This window comes from Bacillus sp. DX4.1, from assembly GCF_030348195.1.
GTDB lineage: Bacteria > Bacillota > Bacilli > Bacillales > Bacillaceae_G > Bacillus_A.
This window is the reverse complement of sequence record NZ_JAUCFT010000008.1, coordinates 3264448-3291046: the sequence shown is the minus strand read 5'-3', so window position 1 is coordinate 3291046 and position 26599 is coordinate 3264448. Positions and strand designations below refer to the sequence as shown.

Here is a 26599-nt window from a genome sequence, read left to right as displayed (position 1 = left end):
CTCGGATTGAATTTTCTTCTGGTGGTACCTGATTTGGAATTTGGGTACCATTATTTTTTTCGAATACATAATGATTAAATCCCGTTTTTTTTCTTGTTTTTCCCTTGAAAAACAAACATTAAAAAGTTTTTTTAGATTAATGTTCATGTTTTTGTTGAGTGTTTTTTATAAGTTTGCTATATTATCAAAGTAATAATCTTAAATATCATTACTCGTATATACTCGGTAATATGGTCTGAGTGTTTCTACCTGGTTCCCAATGAAAGAACTGGACTACGAGTTAAAGTATATGGCTGTTAGGCTTTTTAGCCGTTGCCATTTTATAATTTAGCATTAGCTTCATTTTTTGCTTAATTATTTATACTTTGACTTTCGTAGGTCTAGAAGGTAGAAATTATTCTACATTTTCTAGATCTTTTTCTTTGGACCAAATTTTCGAGTGTATCAAACAACAAGACAAACAACAAGACAAACAACAAGAGAAAAAAGGAGAGCTTAATTATGAAAAACAAAATGCTAAAAAAGTACACTTTATTAGTAGCTATTACTGTACTTTTAATATCGGTATTTGCAGGATGCAGTTCAGCATCACAAAATAAAACTGAACAAGAAAAAGCTCAACAACCTATCATCATTCAAGGTCCAATGCCTATAGAAGCTGAAAAATTTGCAAAAAGGTTAGAAAATGTTAAAGAAGAAAAATCAGGAACTTTTGTCTTTTACAAAGGAACTCTGGACAATTATCCTGTAATCGTTGCTAAAACAGGTAAGGGAATGGAAAATACAGCAGCTGCTACAGCAGTGGCGATTGAAAAATATAACCCTATAGCAATAATCAATCAAGGGACAGCAGGCGGACATGATCCGAGTTTAAACGTATTTGATATTGTTTTAGGAAAAAGAGTTACAAACTTAGGTGCATTAAAAACAGCAAATATGGATGAAAAACAAGGAATTGATCCAACCAAATGGAAACCTATGGACTTAATGGCTTCGGAAGGAAGTGCAGGAGAAGATCCTAATGCTGAAAAAATCCGTTACTATGAGGGAGATAAGGATTTACTCGCGGCTGCTAATGCAGTAAAAGATAAATACACTAAGGGTAAGGTTGTCGAGGGTACTATAGGTTCAGCAGACGTTTGGAATAATGAAGTTGATAGAATTAAATGGTTCCATACTAAGTATGGTACATCTGTAGAAGAAATGGAAGGTGCCGCAGCAGCACAAATTGCCGAAGCTTATGATGTAGCATTCTTAGGTATTAGAGTACTATCAAATAATAAAGTGAATGGTGGTAAGTACAACCCGAATACAGCAGCAGCAAATCAAGAATATGTTTATGAAGTAGTTAAAAAATATATAGCTACGATATCAAGCAAATAATATAGTAAAACTACATTTACATCAGTACCATTTTTAACTAAAGCAACAATTGATCCCTAGCCTCTACCTCAGGTTCGACTGTCTGTAGGCAAAAAAGTGCCTCCATTTTCGGGAACTTTTCTGGAATATCAGTGAAGCTTATGTATGGCAAATCGATCTTAAGTTATCGGGTGCTTTAGCCATATGGAAGAATTGACCCTAATCGCTCTGGCATTAGGGTCTTTTTTTATAATCAATAGAAGTAAAAAAGTGTTTTCTTGACATGAAAACACTTTTTTAGTTATTTACCTTTGCCAATGATTCCGTATAAAAACAATTTATGTAATTCTTCCTGTTTTGTTTCTATATTTTCTGGCTTCATGTCAATTCCAATTCTATTGATAGCTTCTATGAGTTCTAATATTGTAGAAGTTGAGATTGAATTATCAATTATATTTTCTTGTTTTCCTAATTCTATGTAGCCCCTATAAATGTCTTTCTTTATTTTATTTATATTTTCAACCAGCAAATGCAGCAATGCTGTGTCTTCTAATGCTGACTGTGAAAAATACTCATATAATGATTGGTTGATTTGGTTAGAACATAGAGAGAGAGCCTTACATAATTTTTCCTTAAAATCCATTTCTACAGAGAGTAAATTTTGCGCTATTTGCAAAGTATCTTTCATTACTATAGTGGCACATTCTTTCACTAATGCTTCTTTATTTCCAAAATAATTATAAATGGAAACCTGTGAAACGTTTGCCAATGTGGCAATATCTTTTATACTAACTGCAATAAATCCTCTTTTACTGAATAATTCTAAAGATGCGTTATTAATTGGCGGATTTTTCCCGAAAAATCGAAGTAATACGAATAAAACTCTAAGAGGTGAAACTGTTGGCTATAAAACAAAAGGAAATTAAGCTGGTAATTGGTGCAGGTGAATATAACAATAATCCAGGTTGGATACATACACAGGAGGAAGAGCTTAATCTATTAGATGAAAATACTTGGAATAACAGGTTCGATTATCATTCTATTACGGCAATTTTGGCAGAACACGTATGGGAGCATCTTACATATGAAGAAGGACTCGAAGCTGCAAAAATGTGTTATGAATTTTTAACGCATTCTGGATATATTCGTTGTGCCGTTCCCGATGGATTTTTTCAAGATGAGTCATACCAAAATATAGTTAAAGTAGGTGGTCCTGGACCTAATGACCATCCCGCAGCCAGTCATAAAATAGTTCATAATTATAAAACTTTAAGGAAAATGTTTGAAACTGTTGGATATGAAGTCCAATTACTTGAATATTGTGATGAAGAAGGAGATTTTCATTATAATGAGTGGGATGGAGCCGATGGGGTTATTTTTCGTTCGAAAAAATATGACCCACGAAATCAAGGAGATAAACTTGTTTGTCCATCGTTAATTATAGATGCAATAAAGTGTTAGTTATTAAGCTACCAGGTGCTTTTCTTGAAGAAGGGCTTTAAAGTCGATTCCCAATAGGAAATCGACTTTGTTAGCATCATAGCTCAGCAGTCTTGAACCTCTTTATCGATATAATGATATTGAGGTATCAGGCAATTTCGTAACATGGGTTTATAAATCACGGGAAAGTTACATACAGGCACCCAAAATAATAAAAATGAAAGTTAAATGAAATTTTCATTCTGGGGGCACTAGAAAGCATTACCTTGATGGGCATGGGGAACTACCAATTTCTTAAGTTGATGGGCATGTACACAGACCCCAATATGTACCATTTATTCAATTTATCATATAAGCAGCGGGATCAAAAATTCTGTCTTCAAATAATAAAGTTCTTTAAAAAATAAAATAGTTGTTTAAAAATATGGTGTAAAACTGGATTTTTATACCATATTTTTTTGGGGTTTTATAATAAAGTTTCGATGAAATACTTTCGGATGCGTATTCACCTGATTTTAAATGTTTAAAAAGTTAATTATTTTTAAAAAATATTGACAATGAGGAGTTGTACAATTAGAATTGAGGAAGATCGTTAATGATAATCATTATCATTAATAATTGCTACTAATTTTAGAAGGTAGAGGGAACTTAATGGAAAAAAGGCTATTACTTATTTTTAGTGTGATACTAGTCTTAGTATTGGCAGCTTGTGGAAATGCCGATGCTAAAGACGAAGCAACAACAGCTTTAAAGAAAGAAAGTACATATACTATTGGACACAGTATGGGAAAAACAGAAATTAAGGGTGAACCTAAACGTATTGTTGTTTTAACAAATGAAGGAACAGAAGCATTATTAGCTTTAGGCATTAAACCAGTAGGTGCTGTAAAGTCTTGGTTAGGTAATCCATGGTATGACCATATTAAAGATGATATGGCAGATGTCGAAGTTGTCGGTACAGAGCTTGAAGTAAATATTGAAAAGATTGCGGCGTTAAAGCCGGATTTAATCATTGGCAATAAAGTACGTCAAGAAGCAATTTATGATAAACTGCAAGCTATTGCTCCAACAGTATTTTCAGAAAATTTAACAGGCAACTGGAAAAATAATTTTGAGTTATATGCTAAAACTGTACAACAAGAAGAAAAAGGTGAAAAAGTTTTAGCAGATTTTGATAATAATATTGCTGATTTAAAAGGAAAATTAGGTGACACATCAAATAAAACAGTATCAGTTGTACGCTTTGTAGCGGGAACATCTTACTTATACTACACAGATTCATTCTCTGGTGTTATTTTTGATCAACTTGGATTCAAACGACCTGAAGCACAAGCTGAATTATTTGGAGAAAATAATAAGCTAGGTAACTTTTCAGTTGAAGTAGGTAAAGAAGTTATTCCGAAATTTGACGCAGATTATTTATTCTACTTTGCATACACAGTAGAAGGCGATACTAAAGTTAAAAAGACGGAGGAAAAATGGCTAAACGATTCAATGTGGAAAAATCTTAACGTAGTAAAAGAAGGTCATGCTTATGAAGTAAGTGATGCTGTATGGAATACAGCTGGTGGTGTATTAGCCGCTAACGAAATGCTTAAAGACGTTGAGAAATCACTTGTGAAATAGGCCAGAATTTTTCTGGCTTTTTTCAATTTAAGGAGTTATTTAGATGAAAGGGATCGGACTTATAGCGAGCTTTATAGTTCTTATCATGGCATTTCTAGCAAGTATTGTGTATGGCTATACTGATACTAGTTGGCAAATAGTTTGGCAGGCGTTTACACAATTTGATGGCAGTAATGAACATATTGTGATTGTCGAAAATCGTTTACCCCGTGCTATTATTTCTGTAGTTGTTGGCGCAAGCCTAGCAGTAGCGGGAATGCTGATGCAAACGATCACAAAAAATGGTCTTGCCTCACCAAGTGTCTTTGGAATTAATGCTGGTGCAGGTTTTATGATTGTTTTGGGTTTAACACTATTTGGGGTATCAAATCCTTATTACGCCTTCTTAGGTGCTGCGATTGCAAGTGCTATTGTTTTTGGATTGAGCGCATTTAGTCGAGGTGGCTTGACGCCTGTAAAACTAACTTTGGCAGGCGCATCGATGGCAGCTTTTTTCTCTGCCTTAACACAGGGGCTATTAGTAGTAAATGAATCGGTTTTAGATGAAGTGCTATTTTGGTTAGCGGGCTCTATTCAAGGAAGAGAGTTAGATGTTGTTTGGGCGACGTTGCCAAGTATTCTTATTGGTCTCGTTTGGGCTTGGTTGTTGTCTGCAAAATTAAATTTATTTAATTTAGGTGAGAGTGTGGCCCAAGGGTTAGGTGTGCGTACAACGTTATTAAAGGTGAGTGTAATCGTCATTGTTGTCTTACTTGCGGGTAGCGCAGTTGCCATTGCAGGACCAATCGGCTTTGTAGGAATTGTTATCCCACATATAGCACGTTTTTTTGTTGGCTCGAACCATTATTGGGGCATTGCTTATAGTGCCGTATTAGGGGCGTTGCTTATCACAATTTCAGACGTTATTGCACGTTTTGTTATTATGCCAAGTGAGGTTCCAGTTGGCGTTATCACAGCAATCATTGGTACACCATTCTTTATTTATATTGCACGAAAGGGAGCGAGGTCATGAAAAAAATCGTAGGTAGTTTATTTCTGATACTCGTACTTCTAGTCGTTAGTAGTATTGCAGTAGGAGAAAATTTTATTTCCCCATGGAAAGTTGTTCAAACGTTATTTGGTGTTGGAAACGAAATGGATACTTTAGTGATTTGGTCTTTGCGTTTGCCTCGAATTATTTTAGCTTTACTGGTGGGGGTTGCCTTAGCGATATCTGGTGCATTATTACAAAGTATCGTACGAAATCCACTAGCTTCACCAGATGTTATTGGTGTAACAAATGGAGCAGGCTTGGCTGTTATTACTTTTCTATATATATTTAGTACGAATGGACAAAGCCAAAGTTTGACTGTAAGTATTCAATGGTTACCGTTAGCAGCTTTTATTGGTGCGACAGTTGTTGGATTAGTTGTTTATTTGTTATCGAGTAAAAATGGACGTGTTTCTACTTTTACGCTTGTTTTGATTGGAATTGGGATGGCGATGCTATCACAATCCATTACAACATTAATGATGATGAAAAGTGCTATTCATCAAGCAGCACAGGCAAATTTATTTATTACTGGTACAGTGAGTCGTGCGACATGGGAGCAAATTGCGGTTTTAGCACCCATTTTACTTGTGTTATTGATAGCAATTTGGATGAATGTAAGGCATGTGAATGTACAGCAATTACATGAAGATACTGCTATGAGCCTAGGGAGTAGTGTGCAAAAGCAACGCTTCTTCTTACTACTGTTAAGTACGGCATTAGCAGGAAGCGCAGTTGCATTTGCAGGGACAATTGGCTTTGTTGGTCTAGTTGCACCGCACATTGCACGCCGCTTAGTTGGATCAATGTTTGACAGTATGGTTGTCGTATCAGCTTTAGTTGGCGCAATTATTGTCGTTGCTGCAGATCTAATAGGCCGTACATTATTTACTCCACTTGATATTTCAGCCGGTGTATTTACAGCTTTAATTGGTGCACCATATTTTATTTATATTTTATTTAAAACTAAAGGATGAGTAGTATGACTTCAATAGAAACAAAGTCGTTGACATTAGCATATGATGATAAAACGATCATTAACGAGTTATCATTAGTTATTCCACCTAAAGAAATTACTGTTTTTGTAGGAAGTAATGGTTGTGGGAAATCTACTTTATTACGTTCTGTTGCACGTTTATTAAAGCCAAAAGCAGGTGAGGTAATTTTAGATGGAAAGGCAATTAGTAAAATGGCTACAAAGGACGTGGCACAGGAGCTTGCTATTTTGCCGCAAGGTCCAGAGGCACCAGAGGGTTTGACGATTTTGCAATTAGTAAAGCAGGGGCGTTATCCGTATCAGAGTTTTTTTAAAAAATGGACCAATGAGGATGAAACAGCGGTGAAGCGCGCTCTTGAAGCAACAGGATTATATGATATTAAGCATCAGAAGGTGGATGAACTGTCTGGTGGTCAACGTCAGCGGGCATGGATTGCAATGACGCTTGCGCAAGAAACAGATGTCATCTTATTAGATGAACCAACAACTTATTTGGACTTAACACACCAAATCGAAGTACTAGATTTATTATTTAAGCTAAATGAAAAAGAACAACGTACGATTGTTATGGTATTGCATGATTTAAATCTTACGTGTCGTTATGCACATCATGTGATAGCACTAAAAGATAAACAAGTTTATGCTGAAGGTCGACCAGAAAATGTTGTAACAGAAGCGTTTGTCAAAGATGTATTTCATGTGGACAGCATGATTATAAAGGATCCTATATTTGGTACACCATTATGTGTACCAAAAGGTACGGGACGCAAAATATGAATTTAGCACCGTTATCAAGACCGATGTTGCAAATATATGGACTCTCGGTTTTGTTTTTTACATCGAGTTCAATGCTAACTGTTTTATTCCCACTTCAAGCAGAAAGCGATGCAATGAAAGTTTCTGAAATTGGTATAGTTATGGGGATTTATATGCTCGTTTGTATGATTATACGTCCTTATGCAGGCCGAATTGTTTCAAAATATAGTTCTTATACAGTCATGAAATACTTATTGTTAGTGCATGATGTCACATTATGTATATATATAGTTTTTGGAATAAATGGCATTTATGTTGTACGCGTATTGCAAGGGGTGACTACAGCTTTTTTTTCGATGGCTATACAACAAGCAATTACAAAAATTTTATCTAACGCTGACCGGGGTCAAGGAATGTCCATGTACTCCCTTTCATCTGTTGTGCCCTCACTTTATGGCCCAGCAGTAGCGTTATTACTATGGAATGATGCAAAAGGATATATACCTTTTTTTATCTTAGTTTTGGCGTTAATTCCATTACTTTGTTTTGTGAAATCACCATTTCCAAAAGAACGAGAGAACCTGCCCTCGTTTTCAGTACGTAGTATGTTTACGGTAGCATATAATATGCGAAAGGAACCAATTTTATATTTAGCATCTTTCATTATGCTAGTAGGAGCACTAGTTTTTAGTGCAATTGCGACATTTTTACCCCTATATGCTATGAAAGAACACGTGGGGAATCCATCCATTTATTTATTTTTACAAGCGGTTGTCATTGTTGGTAGTCGTTTTACGTTACGTAAAAAAATTCCTTCGGATGGCAAGTGGCATCCACGATTTATTTTATTAGTATTATTATCAAGTGTTTTAGGTACGCTATTGTTAGCAGGAGAGACTGGATTTTATATAGCAGCTATTTTTAATGGATTAGCATCAGCCATGTTATACCCTACATTAACAACATACATTACATTTGCTGTTAAATCCGAACAAAATGGTATGTTACTCGGCGTATTTTTAGCTTTCTATGATTTAGGATTCGCGCTAGGTAGCTTAGCAACAGGGTTCATTATTGAATATGTTTCATATAATGCAATGTTTATGGTATGTAGTGTATTATCTATTCTATGTATGGTACTAATCATAGTATTTAAAAATGCCAAGGTGTATTTTTGAAATAAATATGCGATGAAATAAGGTTGTTTAATCAAGTGATACATGAATTTAATCTAATTTTGATCAATCTTTTTTCAAAATGGAGTTTTTATATTTGTTATAAAATAGGGATTACATTTAACTTTTTAATCAAACTTTATTATAAATCTACAGTAGCAAAAATGTTAATGCCGTAATTACATAAAGAAAAAGAATCCCTTATGATTTCTGGGATTCTTTTTCTTGTTTAAAGTTTGCTCACACAAATGATCTGCACATCAATTCATTCTTGATATACAGATCATTTGTATGATATTTTTTTACATATAATTGCAATTGCGGAATAATGAACTTACATTACTGCTTTTAAAAGCTCTCCTACTAATGGGATTATTGAACCTAAGAATGATAAAACTGCCATTGCGATTGCCATATTATTTCCTCCTCTTATTTTGTATAGTAAGATGTTGTAAATCTTTATACCCTTATTATAGTAAGCGCTTACATATATATCAATACATTTTAATATGCAATATTACATAAGCTGGTTTTATTGCTATAAGGGGTCACTATACATGCCCATCAAGCTAATATTTTAAAGTATCCTCAAAGCGGAAATTTTATCTCTTTATGGGGTACGGAAACGATTCTGGGTATGAGGGGCCACTTTGGGATTTAATTACAAATAAAAAAGAACTTTATTCAAGTTCTTTTAATCTACGATACAGAGCGGCCTGACTCACTCCTGTAATTTGGCATATTTCCTTAACAGTTTTTTTGGTATGCTTCCTTAATTCAATCGCATGATTCATACCTGGGTGCTTATCCGTGTATTTCTTCAATCTTCCTCTATACACTCCTTTTTATTTCGCTAACTTTATTCCCGCACGTTGTTTTTCTCTAATCATTTCTCGATCTAGTTCACTAAAGGCAGCCATGACAGTTAAAAAGAATTTTCCTGTTGGAGTTCTAGTATCTATTCCTAAATTTAAAATCACAAAGTGAACATCCTTTTCCCGAAGTTGTTCTACTAATTGTAATAGCTGAATGGTATTTCGACCTAAACGATCCATTCTAGTTACGACCAAAGTATCCCCAGTAGTTAGTTTTGAAAGTATAGTGTCTAACTCTGGCTTTTGTTTTGTTACTCCACTTATTTTCTCTTTTATAATCTCATCTACTCCATATTTCATGAGCTGTTCGATCTGTGTATCTAGATTTTGATCTTGTGCACTTACACGAGCGTATCCATAGACCATTTTTACCCCTCTTTTTGTATGTATTTTTGATAAGTGTTATTGAGAGTCTCTGAGACTAATAATATCAAGGAAAGCATTTCTTACCAATAGGGTACACTCTATTGATAGGAAAATATGCAATTATGCATATCCAAATAAAGGGAAACACTTTGAGTAATGATATTAAATTATACTAAAAATATTCTAATTAAATTAAATCTAAGTTAATTTAATTAGAATGATTGTTTTTTCATCATATATATCAAGTTATAACTATTATAATTTCTGTAGTGGAATTCAATATTAGTTTTATCGGTATAATATTCTCACTCATATTAGTACGTAACATTCAAATCATTAAATACATTCGACAAAATTCTACTATTTACGCATCGAAAGTTTAATGATTTAATATAAACATAACTGGTATGACCACTGAGAAAGAAGAAGATTACACTAATAGAAGTTTGGTAAAGTAGCAAGTAACATTATGTCGATTTAAACTTTCTTAATATTCAGTTATTTTAAAAAGGGGATCTCGAATCACAAAAGTATCATATTTGTACAAAATTGGTTTTAAGTTTCTACATAGCAAAAGTGATTTTATTTCGCAATAAAAGTATAAGCAATGTACAGTATAATATCATTTTTTGTAATCTTGTAGGAATCTTACCAACAAAACTAGGGGGTATATTATGAAATCAATATCAAAGAAAGTCATGGCAGGGTTAGGTGTAGGAGCAATGAGTCTATCTATCTGGGCTCCTTCAAGTGAAGCAGCAGCTCCAGCGAATAATGAATATCATACTATTCATTTGGCAGCTAATACAAACATAGCTTGGGATGTATATAGAGGATGGGACTCTGATGATGCAGGGATTCTTCTATGGAATGGAGACCGTGGTGACAATGAACAATTTGTATTTTTCCCACTTGATGGAGGAGCATATGCAATCGTAAATAAAAATAGTGGAAAACCTGTAGGGATTGGTAATGCTATCATTGGTAGTGATGGTGTTCGTCATTTTCCCTCTTACAATAATGAGGGTTTGCGACAAACGAGTTGGACTGGTGCCTCTACTGAACAATGGTATTTACGAGACAAGGGAAATAATAATTATGAAATTGTAAACCAAGGATCTGGGAAAGTTGCATCTTGGGCGGGGGTTAATCTGTATGGATATAAAGATTATGTAGATTTGGATGAATCAAATCCTTCTGATAATGATAGGCTATTTAACATTCCAGCTGCTCGCAGTACTTTTTCATTACCAACCTTACCAACTGTAGGAACTAGACCAAATGCTCCAAAGTATACTGATGGTGGACCTATTGATCAACAATTACCTCAAACTTCAGAGTCTGTTGTTGTTGGGGCATCTTTAATACCATCTATTATGGTAAAGGATAATGGTGCGAGTGATAAAACAAAAATACATAATTCACCATATTATGTTTTAGTAAAAGAAGAATATTGGGAGAAAGCATTTTCAGACATTATTCCTGCTGGTGGTAGTCGTAAGTATACACTTAAAACAGGTGTAAGTAATACAGATCAACAAAAGATGACTGAAACGCTTGCTATGAGCTTTGGAACAGACTTAGGATTAAAATTTGGAGACTCATCTCTATCAATTAAATCAAGTGTTTCAAAAACATTACAAACAGAAGTTAGTACAACTAATACGGACTCAAAGGAAGAAACAATTGAAAAGATTGCTCCAAGTAAAGATGGTAAAGACACAGGATATACAGAATATCAACTGAAAACAAAATATACGTTGAAGAGAACAGACGGTTCAGCTGTTTCAGCTCCTTGGATTGTAAAAGACCCTACGCAAACACTACCAAGAACACAAACTAAATAGGAAACATATTGCGATATATGTCAACAGTAAGTGGACAAGCAAAGCGAAGTGGTGGAGCCCCCTCAAAAAATGAGGGGGTTTCCCTTGTTACAATTATTTGTTTACTTCAAATGATAAAATAAGTATTTCTTCCTAGTAAATATTTCTCCTGGCTATATTTACTAGGAAGAAATGTGAGGAGAGCAGAAGATGCAAAAAATTTTTTTAGCAAATTTAGTAGCATTTGCAATACTAACGAGTATGTCTTTTGAACATAACGAGGTCGTAACGAATTCTAAAGAAGAAACTGAAGAGGTGGATTTAATGTCTATCTTTCCATTTGAGTATTAAAAAATTTGGGTCATGTGAATGATGTACTTACGTTAGATCTCATTTATGAATTATAGTAAAATACAGAACTATTTAGACATGTTGTTAAAATATTAAATTTATCAAACTAAAGGAAGGTTTGTGACACAAAATGAAACAAAATATCAAAAAAAGAAATAAGGAGATAGCAATAAAAGCCTTTATAGCTGTGAATGTACTTACTTTTCCCTTTATAGGAGAAATGGCTTGGATAACAAAGGTTTCAGCTGAAACACAAGAAAAAACCATAAAAAAACAAGTATCCACCGAGCATGTTTTTCAAGTTATGGGTAAAGGGAATGTAGATCAAATCAAAGATAAGGATAGACGTCAGTTTAGATTTAGTCCATATGAACCAACTGGGTTATATGCAAATCCAAATGAAAAAATAACGATTCTTGTAGAAGGGACACAGAATATTCAAGCTTACATAGGGACATTCTCATACGATGCCGCTTGGAATCAAGATTCGTTAATAAAGTCGTTTACCTTAAAACCAGGGGAAAATACAATTGAATCTCCAAACGGTGGGATGATTTATTTCTATAATCCTCAACAAGGTGGTACAGTTCGAGCTGAAATAACAGCAGGAGGAGCACCTACTCCGTTTTTTGAATTAGGTAAACATACTAAACAAGATTTAGTAAACATGCTAGATACATATCCTAATGCACATGCAGTTGAGTTAAAAGGAGAACGAGTACTAATCACTGCAAGTCCTGAAAGAGTAAAAAAATATTTAATAGGTTCTAATACAGACCCTGTACAACTCTTGAAAAAAATAGATGAATCTATTAGAATTCAAGATCGAGTTTCAGGGTTATCTTATGAAGAAGCAGACAAGCATTATGTGCACTTCGTAGAGGATAATCATTCTCAAGGTTATTATATGTATTCGTATTCTAGTAGAACAGCATATGTTGGAGATGCGATTCAACATATATTAGATGTCAATGATTTTACCAAAGACGGATGGGGGCCTTGGCATGAAGCTGGTCATCAGAGGCAACAAATTCCTTGGACGTGGGATGGATTAGGAGAAGTTACTGTAAACATTTACAGTATGTCTGTACAACGGGCCTTTGGAAATAAATCGAGATTAGAGAAGGGAACATATGAAAAAGTATTCAATTATTTAAATAAACCTCAGTCAGAAAAAGACTACAATAAAATAGATGATGTTTTTGTGAAATTAGCAATGTTTTGGCAGCTAGATTTAGCATTTGGGGAAGAATTCTATCCTAAACTACATCAAGAGTATCGTTCGCTTTCTAAAGAAGAACTCCCTAAAAATAATGAAGAGAAAATACAAGGTTTTATTTACAATACATCCAAGGTGGCAAAACAAAATTTACTTCCATTCTTTGATAAATGGGGACTTATGGCTACACCGGAAACAAGACAAAAAGTAGAAGCATTAAATCATCCAATTTTAACCGCGCCTATTTGGGAAGCCACTGATTCTAAACCTATTAAGGTGAAAGTCGAGGAACCAACAATTACAAACCAAGTAAGTGACACTGATGAAAAGGATAAAACAGATGTTAAATTACAGAAGAAAAACGAAGACTTTATATATAATGTGAAGGTGACACTTCCGGTAGAGGTAGTTGGATATGACTCGTTACGTATTTATGATGATACCGAAAATGTGATTGATATAGAGAAAATAACGGTAGAAGATGAAAAAGGAACAGACATCAGTAGCTACGGTGAAATCAAAGTAGATAAGGCAACAGGTAAAGTGGAATTCAATTTTGCGAAAGACAAGATTAAAGAAGTAGCCGGAAACAATGTTTTCATGAAGGTTACAGGCAAACTGAAAGACGAAGCGGACCTCTCTAATTATGAAAAAAGAACCATTCCAAATACAGCAAAAGTACAATGGAATGGTAAAGAAAAAGAAAGTAATAAAGTAACAGTGAAAGTTCCACTCCTCAAACTAGGTGACCGAGTATGGGAAGATAGTAACCGAAATGGCATTCAAGATCAAGATGAAAAAGGAATAGAGGGCGTTCGTGTTCTACTGCTAGATAAAGAAGGGAATGTATTAAAAGAAATAAAAACAGATAAAGAAGGAAACTACTTGTTTGATGGTTTAACAGAAAGCATATACCGTGTACAAGTAGAGACACCGTCCGGTTATGTCTTTACACTAAAACAAAGTGGACAAGATGTAACGGTTGACTCCAATGTAAATGAGACTGGGGTAACAGATGATATTGCTTTTTCAAATGATAATTTAACATTCGATGTAGGGATAACTAGAAATAATAACAATGAACCAAGTAATAATGAGCCAGGTAACAATGAACCAGATAACAATCAACCAAGTAGTAATGAACCAGGTAACAATCAACCAAGTAGTAATGAACCAGGTAACAATCAAACAAGTAACAATGAACTAAATAGCAACGAACCAAGTAATAAGTCTTCCAATACTGAAAATAAACCTATAGAACCCTCTGTAAAGCAAATGACGAATAAAAATGATGTATTACCAAATACGGGTTCTCAAATATCTATTTTAGGTTTAATTGGTGTTATATTATTATTGGTAAGTGCCATTCTTTGGAAAAGATCTATTAAAAAGATATGAACTAATTTTGTGAAGTTTTACCAAGCTGGCAGTAATATTACTAGACACCTATTAGGGGTCACCATATCAAAAAAAAGAAAATTTTACGTTAAGACTATTTTTCAGTTAAATAAGGACTATTTGGTACTGGAAATTCGATGATTTTTAAAATCTCAACTGAAATACTTCTTTCACAAATAGGAAAAGTAAATGATTGTGTATAAAGGTATACTTTATCAATACAAGTTTTTTACCTTATATATTAAAATGAAAATACCCTTTCAAAATATGGAAACTCCTTTCACCAATCGTGGAAGGAGTTTTTTTCGTTCCCAAAGGTATACTTTTACGAACAAAAAAGGAGAATCCAAAACAAAATGGATTCCTCTTTTTTATTTACACTATTTCATTTTGTAGTTCTTTAAGTTTTTCGAAAACTTCAGGTTCCCCTAGTAATGCATATCGAATCGACATTCTTAAAACGCCTAACGTTGCTTTAAAATTGTGAATTATTTGTTTCAAAACTATTATATCCATTGTACAACTTTTAATAAGCCAATATTATAGTCATATATGTTTTTGATAATAATAAGAAAGGAAAATATGATGAAAAGAATATAATCCCACTATTGATTGTTCAATTCTTACTCAATTACAGGAATGGGGGTTCAAATGGATCACAGAATTGCTGCAATATTAATATTTGCTTGGATACTATATGCATTATTTCCTGCTACACATCATTATCAACAACAACAAGTGATATATTGAGGGTGGTTCATTTCATTTATCCTTGTGATATTTCAAGCTGCCGCAGGAATTTTAGTTGTATACATAGATTTAAATCTAATAATGACACTATTACATTCACTATTTATTTCCTGCTTGTTTGCTGTGCAATATTATTTATCCATGTTAAGTACAAGAAGTAAAAGAGAAGAAAGAAATAGAGATAAATAGAAATAAATAAGGGGGTTCAAGCAGCATGTTTTTAGCTCTGCGTGAATTAAAACAATCAAAATTTAAATATGGATTAATTGGGCTTATGATGGTTTTATTATCATTTTTAGTTCTTGTGATTTCTGGATTAGCAAATGGTTTAGCGTATAATACTGTCTCTTCCATTCAAAATATGGATGCCCAAAAGTTTGTATTAGCAAATGATGTGGAAAATTCATTGCTTCGTTCACAAATTAAGAAAGAAGATGTGGATAATGTAGTAAAACAAGTTGGTGCAAAAGATGCTGTACCATTCCATGTGAAAGTTTCGACATATGAAAAGAAGGATAGTTCAAAAAAGGTTGATATTGCAATATTTGCAAGTGAACGCGAAACATTCTTGGAACCAAAGATTGTGAAAGGTGATGCATTAGGAACAGCACAAAATGAAATGATTGCTGACGAATCGATTAAAGAAAAAGGCTTAGATATTGGAGATATGATTATCGATCCGGTTTCTAAAAAAGAATTTAAAATTGCTGGCTTTACAAAAGGTCAAAAGTTCAGTCATACACCTGTTGTTTATGTGAATCGAGATGTATGGGGAGAAATTGCACAACCGAACCAAAAGGATTACAACGCAATTGCTCTTCGTACTGATAAGGAAGTAAAAAATGCACATGTAATAGAGAAAAACGAAGTTCTTCAAAGTATTCCAGGCCATAAAGGGCAACAAAACTCATTAACAATGATTATTGCATTCTTACTCGTGATTGCAACGCTCTTAATCGGTGTATTCTTCTATGTTATTACATTACAAAAAACACAGCAATTAGGTGTACTAAAAGCGATTGGAACAAAAAATTCGTATTTAGCAAATAGTTTAGTTGTGCAAGCATTATTCTTATCTGTTGTCGCAATGGCTATAAGTATTGTGTTAGTAGAAGGTTTGCAAATAATTTTGCCAGAAAGTATGCCGTTCTTATTGACAACGACAATGATTGGCCAATATGCAGGAATCTTTATTGTAATTAGTATACTAGGAACACTGATTTCCTTATATCAAGTATTAAAAGTGGATGCACTAGAGGCAATTGGAGGGGGCATGTAATGACATCGCTATTGAAACTAGATAGAGTTAGTAAAGTATATGGTGAAGGGAACACAGAGGTAACAGCCCTTCATCCAATTTCACTTGATGTGAAGGCTGGAGAATTCATCGGTATTGTGGGGCCTTCTGGTTCAGGAAAAAGTACATTGTTATCGATTGCTGGAGCATTATTATCACCATCAAAAGGTAATATTTATATTGGTGAGCAAAATATTATCCATTTATCAGAAAAGGAAATGACAGATATTCGGTTAAGAAAAATCGGGTTCATTTTTCAATTCGCTAATCTTGTTCCCTATTTAAATGTAAAAGAACAATTACTATACATTGCAAAATTAAAGAAAGAAGACCGAAAAGAATCTGAAACGCGTGCGAATCACTTGCTAACAGTATTTGGACTATCTCAGAGAAAAAATCACTACCCACATCAGTTATCTGGTGGAGAAAGACAAAGAGTTGCGATTGCTCGTGCTTTTATGAATAATCCAGATTTAATATTAGCAGATGAACCAACGGCAAGCCTTGATTCAAAACGTGGACGAGAAGTTGTCGAAATGATGAAACGAGAAGTAAAAGAAAGTCAAAAAGCAGCGATTATGATTACGCATGATGAGAAAATTCTTGATGTATGTGATCGGATATTAACACTTAGAGACGGAAATTTAGTATAGAAAGTATGTGAAACAGCACAGGAGGAATTCCTGTGCTGTTTTTGTGAATTATTATCTATTTAGATGAATTTTGAGATCAAATGTTATCATAGTTTTATTACTTTAAAACAACTTTATTATTTGCGTACATCATAAAAATCTTCTTTATATAAATTCCTTTTTAGGGGTACGGAAACATACCCATCAACTTAAGAAAAGTAAACACCCCCAAAACAAAAAAATGAGCTGACTTCTCAAAATAACTAACTGTAGAGAAAGAAAATTTTCATTTAGGGGGTACTTCAAAACCTTAGCTTGATGGCGATAGGGTATCGCCACATCGCTAGCAAACTAACAAACAGAAATACCCCAAAAACGAAAAAAATACGCTATTCTTTCTGTAGAACCATAGGAAAGGATGGCGTTTTTTGTATGTCTGTTTCTGTATCTAACAAGTTACAACTGTTTGCACAGGAGATTCAGAGCTTTTTATCCCCAAATACCTTACAGAATCTAGCTAAAGATGTTGGGCTTGTATAGCCTAAGTGGACAGTAAAACCCCCACCTCAAAATTCAGCAAAAATCAAAGAAGTATTGCTACACAGACCTCCGTATAGGTATTTTTTTTATGATTATTGAAATTAAATTTTAATTTTTTAAAAAATAATTGAAATTATATTTCAAAGGTGTTATTCTATATTCAGATCAAGAAAACGTTTTCGGTAAATACTTTCAATAAAAAGAAAACGATTTCAGTAAATGCTTTCAATAAAAAGAAAAGGATGATATAGATATGTTAGAAAATTTAACAACAGAAACCCGTAATGAAAAAACAATGAACTTAGATGAAATGTCAACAATAGAATTTCTTACAGTAATGAACGAAGAGGATGCAAAAGTAGCGGACGGAGTGAAGTTAGAACTTCCACAAATTGCAAAAGCAGTAGAAGCAATTGTAGAAGCGAAAAGAAAAGGAGGACGCTTAATTTATATTGGTGCTGGAACAAGTGGCCGTATTGGTTTGTTAGATGCAGTTGAATGTCCGCCAACTTTTGGCACAGAACCTGAAGAAGTAGTTGGATTAATTGCTGGTGGCGAGAAAGCTTTCATCAAAGCAGTAGAAGGCGCAGAAGACAGTGAAGAATTAGGAATTCAAGATTTAAAGGACATTAATCTAACAAATAAAGACATCGTAGTAGGAATTGCTGCAAGTGGACGTACTCCATATGTGATTGGTGGTTTAGAGTATGCGAATTCTATTGGAGCACAAACAGTAGCAGTAAGTTGTAATAAAGGTTCAGCAATTGGGAAAAAGGCAAACATTGCCATTGAAGTTAATAATGGACCAGAAGTATTAACGGGTTCTACTCGATTGAAATCTGGTACTTCTCAAAAATTAATTTGTAATATGCTTTCAACAGCATCTATGGTTGGGATTGGAAAAGTATATGGAAACTTGATGGTAGATGTACAATTAACAAACAAAAAGCTTGTAGAACGTGCTAAACGTATTGTAATGGAAGCTACGTCTTGTGACTATGAAACAGCTGAATTATATTTAGCAAAGGCTGATAATAAGCCGAAAATTGCAATTGTAATGATTTTAACAGGTTTTTCAAAAGAAGAAGCAGTGCAACGATTAGAAGAAACACAAGGTTTTATTCGCCAAGCAATTAAATAATAGAAAATGAGTGAGGTGTTTATCATGAGTAAATATCATAATATGGCATCTGAAATATTAGAGGCTATTGGTGGAAGTGAGAATGTATCATCTTATACAAATTGTATGACACGTCTTCGTATAACACCAGTAAATCGAGGCCGAATTAATGAAGAAGCTGTGAAAAAAGTTAACGGAGTTCTTGGAGTTGTTGATGATGAAACATATCAAATTATTCTTGGACCAGGTGTTGTTACAAAAGTAGCAGAGCAGTTCAATATTGCTGTAGCACAGAAAAAAGACAAATCTGTTAGCTCATCATCTCCTTCTGCTGAAGAGTTACAAGCAAAAGGTGCAGAAATGAAAGCCGAATTAAAGAAAAAGAATAATACGCCTTTCAAAACATTTTTAAGAAAAATTGGGAATATCTTCATCCCTTTAATCCCAGCATTTGTTGGAGCGGGTTTGATTGCTGGTATTGCATCGATTTTGTCAAATAATATTACTGCAGGAAACTTAGATAGTGCTACATGGCAGCAATATGTAACGATTTTTAACGTCATTAAAAATGCAATATTTAGTTACTTGGTTATTTATGTTGGAATTAATGCAGCAAAAGAATTTGGAGCAACACCATCTCTTGGTGGAGTAATCGGTGGTGTAACGCTTTTAACAGGCGTAACAGCTGATCTTCCGATACACAATATATTCAACGGTCAACCACTATCACCAGGCCAAGGTGGAGTACTTGGAGTTCTGTTAGCTGTTTGGATTTTAGCACTTATTGAAAAGCAGTTACGTAAATTTGTTCCTGATGCAATAGACATTATTGTTACACCAACAATTGCATTGTTAGTTGTTGGGTTAATCACAATTTTCTTAATTATGCCATTCGCTGGTTTTATATCAAGTAATTTAATTGGTGCAATTAACTGGTTATTAGTACATGGTGGTGTATTCTCAGGATTTGTACTTGGAGCAGCGTTCTTACCGCTTGTTATGTTAGGGCTACATCAAGTATTAATACCAATTCATATTGAAATGATTAATACAATAGGTGCGACACAATTACTTCCTATTCTTTCAATGGCAGGTGCTGGACAAGTTGGTGCAGCAATTGCATTATGGGCTCGCTGTAGAAAGAATAAGTCATTAACAAATATGATAAAAGGTGCACTTCCAGTGGGTATCCTTGGAATTGGTGAACCGCTTATCTATGGTGTAACATTACCATTAGGTCGTCCTTTTATTACAGCTTGCATTGGCGGCGGTATTGGAGGAGCAGTTATTGGTTTAATGGGTCAAGTTGGTGCAATTGCAATTGGACCATCGGGTATGGCTTTAATTCCATTAATTGCAAACGGAGCATGGTTGAACTATGTAATTGGATTATTTGCTGGATATGTTGCTGGATTTGTTCTCACATATTTCTTCGGTGTACCAAAGGAAGCAATGGTAGAACAAGAATAATAATTACGAAATTTCAAAAAGCACGATTGAGCCTTTGGTTAGTCGTGCTTTTTTCTATATAATAAATAAGAAGAAAATATTGGTAATTCATGAACAAGTAATAACTACATATTTTTTTATTAAAGGAAAAACATCCCTATAGCTAAATAGAGAAAAATATAAATAGAAAGAAGATGAAACAATTGGCAGTAAATAGTATTCGAACACAAATAGAATTAATTTTAGGTGAGTTACCTGTCTCAGAGAAAAAAATCGCAGAATATATTCTTTCTCATGCAAAAGAAGTAACCCATATGACAATACATCAAGTAGCAAAAGAAGCAGAAGCAAGTAGTGCAGCTGTTGTTCGCTTTTGTCGATCATTAGGGGTGACGGGTTTTCCGGATTTGAAAGCACGTCTATATGCTGAAGTAGAGCATATGCATCATGTAGGATATTTTGATATTGAACCGAATGAAAAAGTGCAGTCAATTATTGATAAAACGTTATCTAATACAGTACAAACACTTCATGATACAGTGGGTCAATTAGAGACGAAATCTATTGGAAAAGCAGTGAATTTCCTAAGAGATGCAGAAGTTATTTATATTTATGGAGTGGGGGCATCTTTTCTTATTGCAGAGGATGTGGCACAGAAATGGATTCGTCTAGGTAAAAAAGCTTATGCAATCTCAGATCGTCATTTGTTAGCAGTAGCAATGGCTACTCAATCAGAAAATGCATTATTTTGGGGAGTCTCCTATAGTGGAGAAACAAGGGATGTAATAGAGCTAATGAAAACAGCAAAAGAGCTTGGGCTGAAAACAATTAGCCTTTCTCGTTTAGGAAACAATAAGATTTCTGAGCTAGCAGATGTATCTTTATTTACAGCACGTGCACCCGAAGCGAAATTTCGTAGTGCAGCAACAAGTTCTCGATTTGCTCAACTATTAGTAGTCGATGTTGTTTTCTTTGCATACTCGTCTTCTCAATATGAATTTACAGTAAAGCAATTAGAAAAAACAAAACATGCTATACAGCATCTGCATGAATAAATGCCTTTTTGTTACAAAGTTTAAAAAATAAGTAGTTACGTCATTATTGAATTAGCGAGTGCTAGGCAAGGAAGAAATCTTTCATAGTTTGAAATGCCGAAAAGGGGTTTTGGTGCGAAAATTGTACTATAAGTTATATCTAAGCTAGAATTAAGTGCTAATTGTTCTTGACTCATTTTGGAAAGAGTTATGTGTTTTTGTAATGTAACTCCAAATGCCTCTTCAATTTTCAACAGATCACTCTCCTTATCTTTATAAGACAATTTTGAGAGAGTAACCCTTTGCACTCTACAGAATGTAGTCCGCAATTATTCGTTTACCCCGCTATTCGCGGGCAGTAATACCCTCACCTCAAAGTTCTGCAAGAAGCAAAGAAGTTAGGTGGAGGATAAACTGCCCGTAAAAGCCCGATTGGTGAGGGCTAATAATCAGTAGGGGATGAAGAAAATCCCCCACTGATTAAAGTTTCACTTTATGAATAGCTATAGACTGTACGTCTCCATTTTTGTATGTCTACAAATTTGTACTGATTTGCCCTTTCTTTTTCCTCTCCAAGGTATCTAGAAATATTTGAAATAGCTTGAATGACCGCTGAAATATAGGGCTTTGAATAAAGGTGTATAGGAATGTCACGATAAATACGGGACCTCCTAGAATATATCCAATTACTAACACAACACTTTCCACAATAATTCTCGCACGGCTTACAGATAATCCCGTTTTATCTGAAATGGCAAGCATGAATCCATCCCGCGGCCCTGCACCGATCCCTGCAGCAACATACATTCCGCCTCCGATGCCTGTAATTATAATTCCAGTAAGTAAAATAAGGAGATTTATCCATAAATAATGTGTAGCATGAGGAAGAATGTTTAATCGTAAGAAAAAATCCATAATAGGACCAATTAGCAGTGCATTTAAGAATGTCCCTACATTAATGTATCTTCGATCCACCACTAAGGAAACAAGAACGAGAAATAAGCCGCATACAACACTCCATGTCCCGATTGTCCATCCAAATCGCTGATACAGTGCCATATTCAGAACCTCCCATGGATGCAGACCAAGGAATTTAACCTTTACTGCAATAGCGTTGCCGAGTCCGAAGAAAGTCAATCCTAAGAAAAAAAGAAAATACCGAAAGAGTCTCAGTCTCATTTTCTCACCGCCCTTTTGGAAATATATAATTATATACATATTAGATGAATAAGTCTGAGAAGACAAGTTGTTTATCTTAATATATAAAGTTTTAAATAAAAGTTTTTAGTAGGTGTTTAGTAATAATAAAGTTAATTCATTTTGAAGCATTAACCTCCCATAATACTGTTCTGAATATGATTTATCTTTGCGGTAGGACTCTTTTGAAGTCCTGTTTTTTCACAAATTTGTGCGAGTGTAATGCTGCTTCTTGTACGTATTTCGTGTATTGCAGAACCAATATTCATAATAATTATTCCGTCTTTCTGTTAATTAACATCTATATAAGGGTGATCGTCTTTTTTTACTTTCTTTCAAAAAAGAATTGACGAATAACAAAACATACTGTATGTTTTGTTATGTGAATAAAAGTTCGATATTACAAAACAATAAAGGAGAGTTCAAAATGAATCAATATATTGGGAATTTAATTATTCGTATCGTGTTAGGGGTAACGTTCTTTGCACACGGTTTAGCAAAGTTTCAATCAGGGATTGACAACGTTGCAGGTTGGTTTACAAGCATGGGATTACCAGGTGGCCTTGCATATGGAGTAGCAACATTTGAATTAGTCGGTGGTATGTTATTAATTATCGGTTTAGGTGTAAGATATGTTGGATTATTATTTGCACTTATTTTAGTTGGAGCAATTGTAAAGGTAAATGGAGCTGCTGGGTTATTAGGAGATGGAAAGAATCCTGGATATGAACTAGATCTTGCTTTATTAGCAATGAGCGCTTACTTATTTGTTGCAAAAGCAGAAGGGTATGTAGATCGTTTCCTAAAGGAAAAAGTAATGAAAAAAAACTAAAAGGGATTTTGTCCCTGGTGCTAACAAGAAAAAATGCACACGATTTCTTATATGTAAAAAAATGCTGTTCTTTTGGTAAATAAATTTGCAAAAAGACGGCGTTTTTTTGTGCAATAATTACTATTTAAAGAATTTAAATGAAATATGTTACTACATGCGTTGGAGTATTTATCTTGCATTAAGGTATTTGTAAGGCGTTAGCAGCTCGTAATCTCCTTATTTTAATGGGGTTAGAATTGTTTGTATAAATTTTTGTGAAGAAGGGTTGACTTCTGTTTTAGTTGTAACTATATTGATTACAACAAAGGCGGTAAATATGAAAACTAGTAGTAGTTTTACAATCACTGAACATATTTTTTTGCCTAATTTGTAACTAATTAGGTTACAACTGAAGGTGATAATAAAAAAAGTGAGGGAATATAAGATAGTCATATTGTTCAAGAGGCAATAAGATTCTAAAAAGTAACGGTTGCGATGAGCGGTATGAAATAATTTAAGCAGTCTAGTAATAGGCGGCTTAAATTATTTATAGAGGCTGGCACGCATTCGTACACATTCCATATTCTCAATCTAATCTCCAAAGTAGCTATACCCTCGTAGTTTTAAAAAACTGTTATTTTATCTCTTATGATAAACACTCCAACTTCCTGATAATTGGAATATGTTACTTGCTATGCTGGATGCAGCAATAGATTAGAAAGGAGAAACTTAATTTGAAACGATTAACGCTTTATATAATCAGTTGTCTTGCTCTCGCATTATTAGTGAGCTGTAATGTTATAGAAAAACCAACAGCAAAGGTAAAACAAGTGAAAGAGACAATGGCAACAAAATTGAATACAAAAGAAAAAATGGTAGAAATTGATGGCCAAACGATATATTTTAAACAAATTGGTGAAAATAAACCACCTTTACTTATGCTTCATGGTTTTGGAGGTTCTTCTAATGGCTTTGGTGATATTTATCCGAAATTAGCAAAAGATCATACTATTATCGCGGTCGATATTTTAGGTTTCGGTCACTCTTCGAAGCCAATGGATTTTCAATATTCATTTCCAAACCAAGCAAATTTATATTATAAATTAATGAAAAAATTAGGCTATGATAAGTTTGCGATATTGGGTCATTCGATGGGGGGAGAAATATCTCTCAATTTAACGTACTTATATCCAAATGCGATCACACATCTTATTTTATCTGATGCGACAGGGATAGAATCCTTGCAGCAAGGAGAAGGATCAATAAAACCGAATTTATCGACTGACTTAAATACCGTATCTACAATTACAGACTATCATGAAAATAAAGTGAAATATAAACGTGAGGATACAGAGTATTATACAGAATTAAGTAAAATGCGGCAGCGTCGCCTTATTATCGATGCGAATGAAATTCATGTGCCAACCTTGATTATTTGGGGAAGACATGATAAAAGTGTTTCATGGAAAAACGGCGAAATATATCATCAATTATTAAACAATAGTACCTTCCATATTATTGAACAAGGTTATCACGCCCCATTCCGTCAAGATCCAAAAGAATTTATGGAATATGTACAAACATTTTTTGAAAAACATCGCCTCGCTAAAAATGATTAATATGAACAGTATGTTTTAATGAAATAAAAATGTTTACTTTTTATGTATTTCTATTGATATCGAACATGCAACCTGTGTAGATATTAAATAAAACAAATACGCTATTTTTTCGAATTCTGCGACTTTAGTCACGGGGAGTTCAATATTAAACTCGTGATAAATTATAAAATTAAGGTATAATAGAAACTAGTGAATGAATGCAACATCTTCAATTCATATTGTTTGTCAGTAATATGAAATCGTAACGAATTCATTATCGTTATGTTGAAGAAGTATAGTATTTCATAGTAATATATTTGTGTAGATTCAAAGTTGAAAGAGAGTGGAACAGAATGGGCCGTAAGTGGAACAATATTAAAGAAAAAAAAGCGTCAAAAGATGCAAATACGAGTCGTATATATGCAAAGTTTGGACGCGAAATTTATGTAGCAGCAAAGCAAGGTGAACCAGATCCAGAATCAAATCAGACTTTAAGAGTCGTACTAGAGCGTGCAAAAACTTACAGTGTACCGAAAACGATTATTGACCGTGCGATTGAAAAAGCAAAAGGTGGTTCAGAAGAAAGCTATGACGAACTTCGTTATGAAGGTTTCGGACCAAATGGATCAATGGTAATCGTGGATACACTAACAAATAACGTGAACCGTACTGCAGCAGATGTGCGTGCTGCATTTAGTAAAAACGGTGGTAACATGGGAGTAAATGGATCTGTAACATATATGTTTGATGTAACGGCTGTCATCGGCCTTGAAGGTAAAACAGCAGATGAAGTGCTTGAAATATTAATGGAAGCAGATGTAGACGCACGTGACATTTTAGAAGAAGATGAAGCGGTTATCGTTTATGCTGAACCTGACCAGTTCCACGCAGTACAAGAAGCATTCAAGAATGTTGGTGTAACTGAATTTACAGTTGCAGAATTAACAATGCTTGCGCAAAATGAGCTAACACTTCCAGAAGACGCACAAGTACAATTTGAAAAAATGATTGATGCATTAGAAGATTTAGAAGATGTGCAACAAGTGTACCACAATGTGGATTTAGGAGAATAATACATGAAAGCAGACCTTTATTATGTAACAAAGGTCTGCTTTTTTAGATTTTTCATGAAAGCCTGACAGAGTAGTTTTTCAATGATTTTATTGTTAATGTTAGAACATATCGCCGTGTACGTACAATCAAAATGAAACAAATTAAAATATGATGAATGTCTTTTGTTGTGAGAATGTGTATAGAAGTGTTATGGTGAAGCGTATTGCTACCCATGAATAGTGGGATAAATACATAGAAAATCCAGTAGTCACATTTTTAGACTACTAGATTTTCATCTATTTTTTAGAATAAACGCCTATTAAAATGTTTTTCAATTCTTTTTTCAAATGTTCCTTGAAAAGTGATATTTTTAGATCTTCGGTATTTTTCTTGCAGGCATTCTTGGTGTTTTTATTTTGAAAAAATTTATCCTCTTTCATTGTATTCCTCCTTATGTTATGGGTGAAAATATTGTTTATGCAATTATTATCGAATATTCAATCTTTTTATCGTTCGAAAAATAACTTATTTTATGTATTTTTTCACTGTTTCAAATGATTTTTAAAAAATGAACACTATTGATAATATATATTTATTAACGGTATTATTAATGATACAAGCTTTTAAAATTTAACAGTACTCATGTAACAACGGGTATTATATAAATACAAATTAAAAAACCGACATAAAACCCTTC

At 34.0% G+C, this 26599-nt stretch carries 22 protein-coding genes, 2 pseudogenes and 1 riboswitch; of the genes and pseudogenes, 19 read left to right on the top strand and 5 right to left on the bottom strand.

All coding sequences use genetic code 11. The features are described from left to right. Positions 1-192 precede the first annotated feature (192 nt). Positions 193-296: riboswitch (purine riboswitch) on the top strand. A gap of 205 nt (positions 297-501) precedes the next feature. Then, a complete protein-coding gene (locus tag QUF99_RS19710) occupies positions 502-1383 on the top strand; it encodes a 5'-methylthioadenosine/S-adenosylhomocysteine nucleosidase (protein ID WP_289372196.1) in 882 nt (293 codons plus the stop codon). A 280-nt stretch (positions 1384-1663) separates the two neighbouring features. Here the strand turns inward: QUF99_RS19710 and QUF99_RS19705 are convergent, their stop codons facing one another. Further along, positions 1664-2203 (bottom strand): TetR/AcrR family transcriptional regulator, encoded by a 540-nt coding sequence (locus tag QUF99_RS19705; protein ID WP_289374711.1) that lies wholly within the window; start codon positions 2201-2203, stop codon positions 1664-1666. A gap of 59 nt (positions 2204-2262) precedes the next feature. Here QUF99_RS19705 and QUF99_RS19700 point away from each other — a divergent pair, with 59 nt between their 5' ends. The 6 genes from QUF99_RS19700 to cntE all read left to right on the top strand — a co-directional run bounded on the left by QUF99_RS19700 (position 2263) and on the right by cntE (position 8389). Further along, positions 2263-2823, top strand: a complete 561-nt coding sequence (locus QUF99_RS19700; RefSeq protein WP_289372195.1) for a class I SAM-dependent methyltransferase — start codon at positions 2263-2265, stop codon at positions 2821-2823. Positions 2824-3453: 630 nt separating this feature from the next. Further along, a complete protein-coding gene (locus QUF99_RS19695; protein ID WP_289372193.1) occupies positions 3454-4428 on the top strand; it encodes an ABC transporter substrate-binding protein in 975 nt (324 codons plus the stop codon). Between the two features lie 43 nt (positions 4429-4471). Continuing rightward, a complete protein-coding gene (locus QUF99_RS19690; RefSeq protein WP_289372191.1) occupies positions 4472-5440 on the top strand; it encodes a FecCD family ABC transporter permease in 969 nt (322 codons plus the stop codon). Beyond that, positions 5437-6435, top strand: coding sequence for a FecCD family ABC transporter permease (locus QUF99_RS19685; RefSeq protein WP_289372190.1), 999 nt, complete (start codon positions 5437-5439; stop codon positions 6433-6435). The genes QUF99_RS19690 and QUF99_RS19685 overlap by 4 nt, the downstream gene beginning before the upstream one ends. Positions 6436-6440: 5 nt before the next feature. Continuing rightward, positions 6441-7232, top strand: a complete 792-nt coding sequence (locus QUF99_RS19680) for an ABC transporter ATP-binding protein (RefSeq protein ID WP_289372189.1) — start codon at positions 6441-6443, stop codon at positions 7230-7232. After that, positions 7229-8389: a staphylopine family metallophore export MFS transporter CntE gene (cntE, locus tag QUF99_RS19675; RefSeq protein WP_289372188.1), complete on the top strand. Its 1161-nt coding sequence runs from the start codon at positions 7229-7231 to the stop codon at positions 8387-8389. The genes QUF99_RS19680 and cntE overlap by 4 nt, the downstream gene beginning before the upstream one ends. A 677-nt stretch (positions 8390-9066) precedes the next feature. Here the strand turns inward: cntE and QUF99_RS19670 are convergent. Next, a pseudogene (locus QUF99_RS19670) lies at positions 9067-9627 on the bottom strand (recombinase family protein). Positions 9628-10301: 674 nt separating this feature from the next. Here QUF99_RS19670 and QUF99_RS19665 point away from each other — a divergent pair. The 9 genes and pseudogenes from QUF99_RS19665 (at position 10302) to QUF99_RS19625 (ending at position 21264) form a co-directional block, all read left to right on the top strand. Then, positions 10302-11474 carry an RICIN domain-containing protein gene (locus tag QUF99_RS19665; protein WP_289372187.1) on the top strand — a complete coding sequence of 391 codons (1173 nt, stop codon included), beginning with the start codon at positions 10302-10304 and terminating at the stop codon, positions 11472-11474. A gap of 189 nt (positions 11475-11663) precedes the next feature. Next, on the top strand, positions 11664-11804 hold the full coding sequence (locus QUF99_RS19660; protein ID WP_167535695.1) for a hypothetical protein: 141 nt from the start codon (positions 11664-11666) through the stop codon (positions 11802-11804). A 220-nt stretch (positions 11805-12024) separates the two neighbouring features. Next, positions 12025-14421, top strand: a complete 2397-nt coding sequence (locus tag QUF99_RS19655) for a M60 family metallopeptidase (RefSeq protein WP_353958406.1) — start codon at positions 12025-12027, stop codon at positions 14419-14421. A gap of 625 nt (positions 14422-15046) precedes the next feature. Further along, positions 15047-15360, top strand: a pseudogene (locus QUF99_RS19650) (COX15/CtaA family protein); the annotation flags it as partial. Between the two features lie 25 nt (positions 15361-15385). Beyond that, a complete protein-coding gene (locus QUF99_RS19645; RefSeq protein WP_289372184.1) occupies positions 15386-16450 on the top strand; it encodes an ABC transporter permease in 1065 nt (354 codons plus the stop codon). Beyond that, positions 16450-17121, top strand: a complete 672-nt coding sequence (locus QUF99_RS19640; RefSeq protein WP_289372183.1) for an ABC transporter ATP-binding protein — start codon at positions 16450-16452, stop codon at positions 17119-17121. The genes QUF99_RS19645 and QUF99_RS19640 overlap by 1 nt, the downstream gene beginning before the upstream one ends. A gap of 772 nt (positions 17122-17893) precedes the next feature. Beyond that, a complete protein-coding gene (gene murQ / locus QUF99_RS19635) occupies positions 17894-18781 on the top strand; it encodes an N-acetylmuramic acid 6-phosphate etherase (RefSeq protein ID WP_289372182.1) in 888 nt (295 codons plus the stop codon). A gap of 24 nt (positions 18782-18805) precedes the next feature. After that, complete coding sequence (locus QUF99_RS19630; RefSeq protein ID WP_289372181.1) at positions 18806-20230, top strand: PTS transporter subunit EIIC; 1425 nt, start codon at positions 18806-18808, stop codon at positions 20228-20230. A 182-nt stretch (positions 20231-20412) separates the two neighbouring features. Continuing rightward, positions 20413-21264 (top strand): MurR/RpiR family transcriptional regulator, encoded by an 852-nt coding sequence (locus tag QUF99_RS19625; protein ID WP_483298610.1) that lies wholly within the window; start codon positions 20413-20415, stop codon positions 21262-21264. Positions 21265-21299: 35 nt separating this feature from the next. On the opposite strand, the gene QUF99_RS19620 is transcribed toward QUF99_RS19625, so the two are convergent. Both QUF99_RS19620 and QUF99_RS19615 read right to left on the bottom strand, forming a co-directional pair. After that, on the bottom strand, positions 21300-21497 hold the full coding sequence (locus tag QUF99_RS19620; protein ID WP_289372177.1) for an XRE family transcriptional regulator: 198 nt from the start codon (positions 21495-21497) through the stop codon (positions 21300-21302). Positions 21498-21777: 280 nt separating this feature from the next. Continuing rightward, the gene (locus QUF99_RS19615) at positions 21778-22422 is read right to left on the bottom strand and encodes a YczE/YyaS/YitT family protein (RefSeq protein ID WP_289372175.1); all 645 of its coding nucleotides are present in this window, start codon (positions 22420-22422) and stop codon (positions 21778-21780) included. A gap of 445 nt (positions 22423-22867) precedes the next feature. Between QUF99_RS19615 and QUF99_RS19605 the strand changes: the two genes are divergently transcribed. The 3 genes from QUF99_RS19605 to QUF99_RS19595 all read left to right on the top strand — a co-directional run bounded on the left by QUF99_RS19605 (position 22868) and on the right by QUF99_RS19595 (position 25922). Further along, positions 22868-23272 (top strand): DoxX family protein, encoded by a 405-nt coding sequence (locus QUF99_RS19605; RefSeq protein ID WP_289372173.1) that lies wholly within the window; start codon positions 22868-22870, stop codon positions 23270-23272. 713 nt (positions 23273-23985) lie between these two features. Next, positions 23986-24870: an alpha/beta fold hydrolase gene (locus QUF99_RS19600; protein ID WP_289372171.1), complete on the top strand. Its 885-nt coding sequence runs from the start codon at positions 23986-23988 to the stop codon at positions 24868-24870. 332 nt (positions 24871-25202) lie between these two features. Beyond that, a complete protein-coding gene (locus QUF99_RS19595) occupies positions 25203-25922 on the top strand; it encodes a YebC/PmpR family DNA-binding transcriptional regulator (RefSeq protein ID WP_289372170.1) in 720 nt (239 codons plus the stop codon). Between the two features lie 276 nt (positions 25923-26198). Here QUF99_RS19595 and QUF99_RS19590 read toward each other — a convergent pair whose 3' ends face one another. Next, positions 26199-26342 carry a hypothetical protein gene (locus QUF99_RS19590; RefSeq protein WP_289372168.1) on the bottom strand — a complete coding sequence of 48 codons (144 nt, stop codon included), beginning with the start codon at positions 26340-26342 and terminating at the stop codon, positions 26199-26201. Positions 26343-26599 lie beyond the last annotated feature (257 nt).

Coding starts and splice junctions, on each gene's coding strand:
- QUF99_RS19695 (WP_289372193.1), top strand. CDS start 3,454: ATGGAAAAAAGGCTATTACTTATTTTTAGTGTGATACTAGTCTTAGTA.
- QUF99_RS19655 (WP_353958406.1), top strand. CDS start 12,025: ATGGCTTGGATAACAAAGGTTTCAGCTGAAACACAAGAAAAAACCATA.
- QUF99_RS19710 (WP_289372196.1), top strand. CDS start 502: ATGAAAAACAAAATGCTAAAAAAGTACACTTTATTAGTAGCTATTACT.
- QUF99_RS19615 (WP_289372175.1), bottom strand. CDS start 22,422: ATGAGACTGAGACTCTTTCGGTATTTTCTTTTTTTCTTAGGATTGACT.
- QUF99_RS19690 (WP_289372191.1), top strand. CDS start 4,472: ATGAAAGGGATCGGACTTATAGCGAGCTTTATAGTTCTTATCATGGCA.
- QUF99_RS19680 (WP_289372189.1), top strand. CDS start 6,441: ATGACTTCAATAGAAACAAAGTCGTTGACATTAGCATATGATGATAAA.
- QUF99_RS19660 (WP_167535695.1), top strand. CDS start 11,664: ATGCAAAAAATTTTTTTAGCAAATTTAGTAGCATTTGCAATACTAACG.
- QUF99_RS19640 (WP_289372183.1), top strand. CDS start 16,450: ATGACATCGCTATTGAAACTAGATAGAGTTAGTAAAGTATATGGTGAA.
- cntE (WP_289372188.1), top strand. CDS start 7,229: ATGAATTTAGCACCGTTATCAAGACCGATGTTGCAAATATATGGACTC.
- QUF99_RS19665 (WP_289372187.1), top strand. CDS start 10,302: ATGAAATCAATATCAAAGAAAGTCATGGCAGGGTTAGGTGTAGGAGCA.
- QUF99_RS19645 (WP_289372184.1), top strand. CDS start 15,386: ATGTTTTTAGCTCTGCGTGAATTAAAACAATCAAAATTTAAATATGGA.
- QUF99_RS19595 (WP_289372170.1), top strand. CDS start 25,203: ATGGGCCGTAAGTGGAACAATATTAAAGAAAAAAAAGCGTCAAAAGAT.
- QUF99_RS19590 (WP_289372168.1), bottom strand. CDS start 26,342: ATGAAAGAGGATAAATTTTTTCAAAATAAAAACACCAAGAATGCCTGC.
- QUF99_RS19685 (WP_289372190.1), top strand. CDS start 5,437: ATGAAAAAAATCGTAGGTAGTTTATTTCTGATACTCGTACTTCTAGTC.
- QUF99_RS19630 (WP_289372181.1), top strand. CDS start 18,806: ATGAGTAAATATCATAATATGGCATCTGAAATATTAGAGGCTATTGGT.
- QUF99_RS19605 (WP_289372173.1), top strand. CDS start 22,868: ATGAATCAATATATTGGGAATTTAATTATTCGTATCGTGTTAGGGGTA.
- murQ (WP_289372182.1), top strand. CDS start 17,894: ATGTTAGAAAATTTAACAACAGAAACCCGTAATGAAAAAACAATGAAC.